Origin of the sequence: Salegentibacter sp., assembly GCF_041642575.1 — a bacterium.
In the GTDB taxonomy this organism is placed as follows: Bacteria; Bacteroidota; Bacteroidia; order Flavobacteriales; family Flavobacteriaceae; genus Salegentibacter.
In genome coordinates, this window is the sequence record NZ_JBEPWD010000099.1 from 1 (window position 1) to 6,500 (window position 6,500).

Here is a 6,500-nt window from a genome sequence, read left to right on the forward strand (position 1 = left end):
GTACCATCGCTTTTATAGAATTGCTCGCCATCGTTGCAAAGGCCCCAGCCTTCTTTGCTTTGATTGTAACTGAATGTCCCTGTTTGCTCAAAATCTTCCAGGTCGTAAATGAGTCCTTCTCCTTCATTCCAGGTAAGCTGATAGATTTTCCCGTTAAGTATAGAAAGTCCTTCCCCGAAATAGTTATCTGAAAGCATTTTCTTCTGAAGAATTTCTCCTGTTTCATGATATGTTTTTCTCAAACTGGAGGAGCCGTATTGTCCTGTGCTTTCATATAGCGTGTCTTTATAAAATTCCAGCCCCTGGGTATAAGCATTTTGATCATGGGGGAATTCGTTTACAATCTCATAGGTGTAGGAAACCGGCGCAGCATTATTGTAGATCTTTACATTTGATGTTATCGTGTCGGTTTTACCTTCGTAGAAAACCACTGCCTCAAAAATATGCTTCCCCAGCTTTACTTGTTCAAATTTATAGGAAAGACCTGTTTGATTGTCTGGGCTTAATTTTTTCTGCTGAAAATAGTATAGAACCGAATCTATTTCCCGCTCTTTTTTATTCTCTAACTGAAGCTTTAGCGTCTCTCCCAACTGAAATTCGTTTTTGTTTTCTTCGATTTTCAGTGAAAAATCAGAAGATTTTTTTGCAGAATTGCTTCCGCAGGAAAAAATGGTAATACTTAATAATAACAGTAACAGGGACTTAAATTTGCTTATCATTTCAGGCTGAATTTTCTCTGGCTAAATTAACCATTTCGTATTAAAAATTACTTGCCAGAAGTATGAAAGATTGTATATTTGCACCGGCAAGTCCCACACAACCAGCTCCTGCTGAATCCCCCAGGGCGGGAACGCAGCAAGGGTAGGCGGTCGTAGCGGTGTGATGTGGGTCGCTTGCCATTTTTTGTATCCGGAATTCTCCTATTTTTATCGCATCTTTGCGGCGTATGAAAACAGATACTTCTCCCCAAAAAACAATATTGATAACCGGAGCTTCATCCGGAATCGGAAAATCCATCGGCGAATTTCTTCAGGATAAAGGTTTTAAGGTTTACGGAACCAGTAGAAATCCTCAAAAAGTTACCGGTAGTAAATTTCAATTGCTCGCACTTGACGTTACTAAAAATGAAAGTATTTCTTCAGCAGTAAATGAAGTGATCGAAAAAGAAGGCCGGTTGGACGTGCTGGTGAATAATGCCGGGGTGGGCATCACCGGTCCTATCGAAGAAACCCCCGATGAAGAAATTAGAAAAGCTTTTGAAACCAATTATTTTGGTCCTATTAGAGTCATCAAAGCCGTTTTGCCGTTCATGCGCAAACAAGGTTCAGGCCTCATTATAAATATCACTTCTATCGCAGGCTATATGGGCTTGCCTTACCGCGGAATTTATTCAGCCTCAAAAGGAGCATTAGAACTTACCACGGAAGCTTTCCGGATGGAACTAAAGGATTTCAATATTGAAATGACCAATGTGGCTCCAGGGGATTTTGCAACTAATATCGCTGCAGGGCGTTATCACGCCCCTGTGCTGGAAGCTTCGCCTTATAAAAAAGCCTACGGGAATACCCTGAAACTGATGAATGAGCATGTAGATTCGGGCAAAGATCCTGATCTTATGGCAAAAGCGATATATGAGATCATAAATACCCCTAAACCTAAGGGGCATTATAAAGTAGGGGAGTTGCTTCAGAAATTTTCCATTGGTCTCAAACGCATCCTTCCCGATAAAGTATACGAGAGGATGTTGCTAAAACATTATAAATTGTAATTTTGTGAACCAGAATCCGGTAGCCCGGAAAAACTAAACTTTTTAAAAACACAACTATGAAATTTTTTATTGATACCGCCAACCTGGATCAGATTAAAGAGGCCAGAGATCTTGGGGTTTTGGATGGTGTAACCACTAATCCTTCTCTTATGGCTAAAGAGGGAATTACCGGAAAAGACAATATTTTAAAACATTACAAACAGATCTGTGACCTTATAGACGGAGATGTAAGCGCCGAAGTTATCGCTACAGATTTTGAAGGGATGGTGAAAGAAGGCGAAGAACTTGCCGAACTTCACGAACAGATCGTTGTAAAGGTTCCTATGATCAAAGAAGGAGTTAAGGCTATCAAATATTTTAGTGATAACGGAATAAGAACCAACTGTACTCTGGTATTTTCAGCGGGGCAGGCTCTTTTAGCTGCTAAAGCTGGAGCTACTTATGTTTCTCCGTTTATCGGACGTCTGGATGATATCTCTACCGATGGATTGAATCTTATTGCAGAAATAAGACTGATTTACGATAACTATGGTTTCGAAACTGAAATACTTGCGGCTTCAGTTCGTCACACTATGCACGTACTGGAATGCGCTAAATTAGGAGCCGATGTGATGACCGGACCTCTTTCCTCTATTGAAGGATTGTTGAAACATCCGCTTACCGATATAGGTTTGGAACAATTCCTTGCAGATTATAAAAAAGGAAATAATTAATAAGATCAAATTTTAGATAGAAAAACCGCTTTTTCCAGAGCGGTTTTTTTTATGAATAAAGTTATCGCAATCTAATTGTAGTCGTTTAAAAATTCCAGGATCTCCCGTTCAAAGGTATTCGAATATAATTGAGAGCTTCCCCGGATAATCTCCCCATCAGTATCTATAAAAAACATCTTGTTCAGATAGGCAGTTAGTAAATCACGGTCTGTTTGGGCAAAAGTCAGGTGAAATTCCATTTCGGGATTTGTAGTTTGCATTTTAACGACCTCTGACCAGGATTCCCGAATATCCTTATCTATGTTAATCCCAACAAAATCCACTTCGGGATATTTCATGCGTAATTTATTGATAATCCCTTGTTGCCAGGCAAAATGTTCTTTAGAGAACATAGACCAATGATAGGTGATTATAGGTTTATCAGAAATATTCTTAAGCATTATCGTGTCTCCATCCACGTTGGATAAGGGCAGGTTTCCAATATTGTTGCCCGGCAAAAGATTCTTTTGAATCCCGGTCATCTGTTTTAAGTTTTTGAGCTTTTCCCGATTGTAATTCGTTTGTTCCAGAAGTTTTATTACAGAATCTATATCCTCGGCTTTACGGGAAAAAGTTACTCCCTGTGATCCCACACGGTCAAAGTAATTATTTTTGATCTGTGGATTTTGTATTAAAGAATCTGCCAAAATTATTTTGTAGCTTATATTATTTAAGGAATTGAGATCAAAACAATCGTCGCTGGGCGGCAGTTTTGGATCGCATCTTTCTATAGCTTTGGTGCGGAAATAATCATCAATAAAATTGGTGTATACGTAATAGGTGTTTAAGTTTTTACTATTAAAATTTATCTTATCCCTGTAATCGTGAAAATCTTCCGGTATTTCCCCGGCTAATTTTTTAAAATACTTCCTGGTTAAAAAGGCGTAACGCTCCTTAAAATGATAATACTGATAATCTATCCCTGCCCTGGCGATCTCGATGAAATCTTCTGAAAAATCTTTCTGAGCAATAAGCTGTTCCAGTTGCTGGTTTTTACTTTCGTAAATAGAATCTATTTTACTGGTAAATTCCTCCGGTTGATATTTATAATAAGAAAGGATCATCTCATTTTCCTTCTGGTTAGCAAGAAAAAGATCCAGTAGGAAATCACTCTTTTTAGCACCTTTTCCACTAAAATTCATAGATTCATCAAAATCCAGGGTATTAAGCCAAACCAATATACTATCGCCTGGCTGCAAATACAGAATCTGGTTTTCGGGTGGATGGTTAAACCGATATATTCCTTCTTCAAGGTCCTCAAAATGTTTCCCAAATCTGTTATTCTGATTTAGGTAGAGGGTATCTATAGTGGTGTTGTTTTTTGAAAGTATGAAGAATTCTGATTTCGGATTGACAATTTCTCCACCAATAAAAATAGACTGAACTTTTTCTACATCAGAATTGCACCCCAGAATGCTCATTATGATCAAGGAAAAAACAAGGAATTTAATTTTCATTAGGGCTGTAATCGTAGTCTCCGGCAAATATAGGAGCTCCTCAAAACCCTGAATGTTAACTGGGAGTTAAAAGAATATTTAAATAGTTAATCTTTAAATATTTGGGGTTAAATGGCTACTTTTGCAAAAAATTACACAAACAATATTTTATGCTTTCAGTTTCAAATCTTTCGGTTCAATTTGGCAAACGTGTTTTGTTTGACGAGGTGAGCACAACTTTTACCCAGGGTAACATTTACGGAATTATTGGCGCTAACGGGGCCGGTAAATCTACATTCTTAAATATCCTGTCAGGGAAATCCGATCCTACCTCGGGTCACGTGCATTTGGAGCCGGGAAAAAGAATGTCGGTACTGGAGCAGGATCACTCGCTTTATGACGAATTTCCGGTTTTGGAAACCGTAATGAAAGGGAATAAACCGCTTTTCGCTATTAAAAAGGAGATGGATGAGATCTACGCCAAAGAAGATTTCAGCGATGCCGATGGAGAACGTGTTGGAGTACTACAGGTGGAATTTGAAGAAATGAACGGGTGGAACGCTGAAAGTGAAGCTGCTTCCCTTTTATCCAACCTGGGAATTAAGACTGAACATCATTATACCTTGATGAAAGATCTTGACGGAAAACAAAAAGTAAGGGTGCTTTTAGCCCAGGCGCTTTTTGGAAATCCCGATGTACTTATTATGGATGAGCCTACCAACGACCTGGATTATGAAACTATTGCCTGGTTGGAGAACTTTCTTGCCAATTATGATAACACCGTGATCGTGGTTTCCCATGACCGTCACTTCCTGGATGCTGTTTGTACTCATATTTCTGATATCGACTTCGGAAAAATAAACCACTTTAGCGGTAACTATACCTTCTGGTATGAGTCTTCTCAACTTGCTGCACGCCAGCGTGCCCAGCAAAATAAAAAAGCTGAAGACAAAAAGAAAGAGCTGCAGGAATTTATCCAGCGATTTAGTGCTAACGTAGCTAAATCAAAGCAGGCCACTTCCCGAAAGAAAATGATTGACAGGCTTAATATTGAGGAGATCAGGCCTTCCAGCCGAAGGTATCCTGCTATCATCTTTGAGCGGGATCGTGAAGCCGGAGATCAGATCCTTAACATAGAAAAACTGGAAGCCAGTCAGGAGGGAGAAACCCTCTTTAAAGATGTGAACATCAACCTGGCCAAAGGTGACAAAGTTGTGGTTTATTCTAAGGATTCAAGGGCTACAACGGCCTTTTATGAAATTTTAAACGGAAAACAGAAAGCTGTTTCAGGTAAATACTCCTGGGGAGTAACCACTTCGCAGTCTTATCTTCCGCTTGATAATGCTGAATATTTTGATAATGACCTGACTTTGGTTGACTGGTTACGCCAGTATGCTAACACCGACGAGGAAAGGGAAGAAGTTTATATACGAGGTTTCCTCGGAAAAATGCTTTTTAGCGGAGAGGAAGCTTTAAAGACCTCAAGAGTGCTTTCGGGAGGAGAAAAAGTGCGTTGCATGTTAAGCCGAATGATGATGACAAGAGCTAACGTGTTGATGCTCGACGAACCTACCAACCACCTGGATCTGGAATCGATTACCGCTTTTAACAATTCTCTGAAGAACTTTAAAGGGACGGTTTTGTTCACTACTCATGATCACGAGTTTGCTCAAACCGTAGCCAACAGAGTGATCGAACTTACTCCTAACGGAGCTATTGACAGGTACCTGAGCTTCGATGAATATATGAACGATCCTAAGATCAAGGAACAACGCGGGAAAATGTACGCAGTAGAAGCCTAATCATTTAAATTTTAGAATAAAAAAATCCCGCCAGCCGCGGGATTTTTTGTTTTCGATTTCCGAAGGATTAAAAATTGTAATTCACAAAAAGGGTGAAATTTCTTCCCGGTTCCGTAATCGGCTGCCTGCTGAAATCGGCCTGGTTATTAAAGGCAAAATTCAAATGACTGTGATAATACTTGTCAAATACATTTAACACGCCCACACCTATATTTAGATTCTTAATCGCGGTGGTTCCGGCTTTGAGATCCATCAGGCTATAACCCGGTGTTCTGGTTTCGCCAAAAGAAGGAGCGATATTTTCCTGGTCGGCGGTGATATTGTAATAAATTCCGCTCCAGAATTTTTCGTTTTCAAATTCCACACGAGATCTGCTCACCAGTGGTGGGGAAAGAGGCAGGGATTCTCCAAGGTCCTCATTTTGGGTGTAGGTGTATGCTAAATCACTTCCCAGTCTAAATCCGGAAGCGAAAGCCAGCTCTCCCGAAATCTCAAAACCTGTTTTGTAAGCCTCATCCAGGTTCCTGAAAACTTTGGGATGCACAGGTGGTTGATTAGGCATATTCCTGCGCATTAAAGTCTCATCTACCAAACCAACTATATAATTCTCATAAATCGAATAGAACGCACTGGCAGAAAAACTGAAATGTTTCAGGTTTCCGGAATAAACCTCTTTTCCATTAAGCCCGATTTCAAACTGATTGTTCACTTCAGCTTTAAGGTTTGGATTCCCTACATATTC

At 39.7% G+C, this 6,500-nt stretch carries 6 protein-coding genes and 1 other RNA gene; 4 read left to right on the forward strand and 3 right to left on the reverse strand.

Annotated features, from left to right (window positions below; all coding sequences use genetic code 11):
• Positions 1–719 (reverse strand): glutaminyl-peptide cyclotransferase (locus ACESK1_RS11310; RefSeq protein ID WP_372920287.1); only part of this gene is annotated, 719 nt, incomplete at its 3' end.
• A gap of 84 nt (positions 720–803) precedes the next feature.
• On the opposite strand from ACESK1_RS11310, the gene ffs reads away from it, so the two are divergent.
• The 3 genes from ffs to fsa all read left to right on the forward strand — a co-directional run bounded on the left by ffs (position 804) and on the right by fsa (position 2,481).
• Positions 804–902: signal recognition particle sRNA small type (gene ffs / locus ACESK1_RS11315), an RNA gene on the forward strand.
• Between the two features lie 44 nt (positions 903–946).
• Positions 947–1,768 carry an SDR family oxidoreductase gene (locus ACESK1_RS11320; protein ID WP_372920288.1) on the forward strand — a complete coding sequence of 274 codons (822 nt, stop codon included), beginning with the start codon at positions 947–949 and terminating at the stop codon, positions 1,766–1,768.
• Positions 1,769–1,824: 56 nt separating this feature from the next.
• On the forward strand, positions 1,825–2,481 hold the full coding sequence (gene fsa / locus ACESK1_RS11325) for a fructose-6-phosphate aldolase (protein ID WP_372920289.1): 657 nt from the start codon (positions 1,825–1,827) through the stop codon (positions 2,479–2,481).
• Between the two features lie 71 nt (positions 2,482–2,552).
• Here the strand turns inward: fsa and ACESK1_RS11330 are convergent, their stop codons facing one another.
• On the reverse strand, positions 2,553–3,977 hold the full coding sequence (locus ACESK1_RS11330) for a TlpA family protein disulfide reductase (protein ID WP_372920290.1): 1,425 nt from the start codon (positions 3,975–3,977) through the stop codon (positions 2,553–2,555).
• A 149-nt stretch (positions 3,978–4,126) separates the two neighbouring features.
• Between ACESK1_RS11330 and ACESK1_RS11335 the strand changes: the two genes are divergently transcribed.
• Positions 4,127–5,758 (forward strand): ABC-F family ATP-binding cassette domain-containing protein, encoded by a 1,632-nt coding sequence (locus tag ACESK1_RS11335; RefSeq protein WP_372920291.1) that lies wholly within the window; start codon positions 4,127–4,129, stop codon positions 5,756–5,758.
• A gap of 67 nt (positions 5,759–5,825) precedes the next feature.
• On the opposite strand, the gene ACESK1_RS11340 is transcribed toward ACESK1_RS11335, so the two are convergent.
• Positions 5,826–6,500: TonB-dependent receptor domain-containing protein (locus tag ACESK1_RS11340; protein ID WP_372920292.1), on the reverse strand; the 675-nt coding region annotated here is incomplete at its 5' end.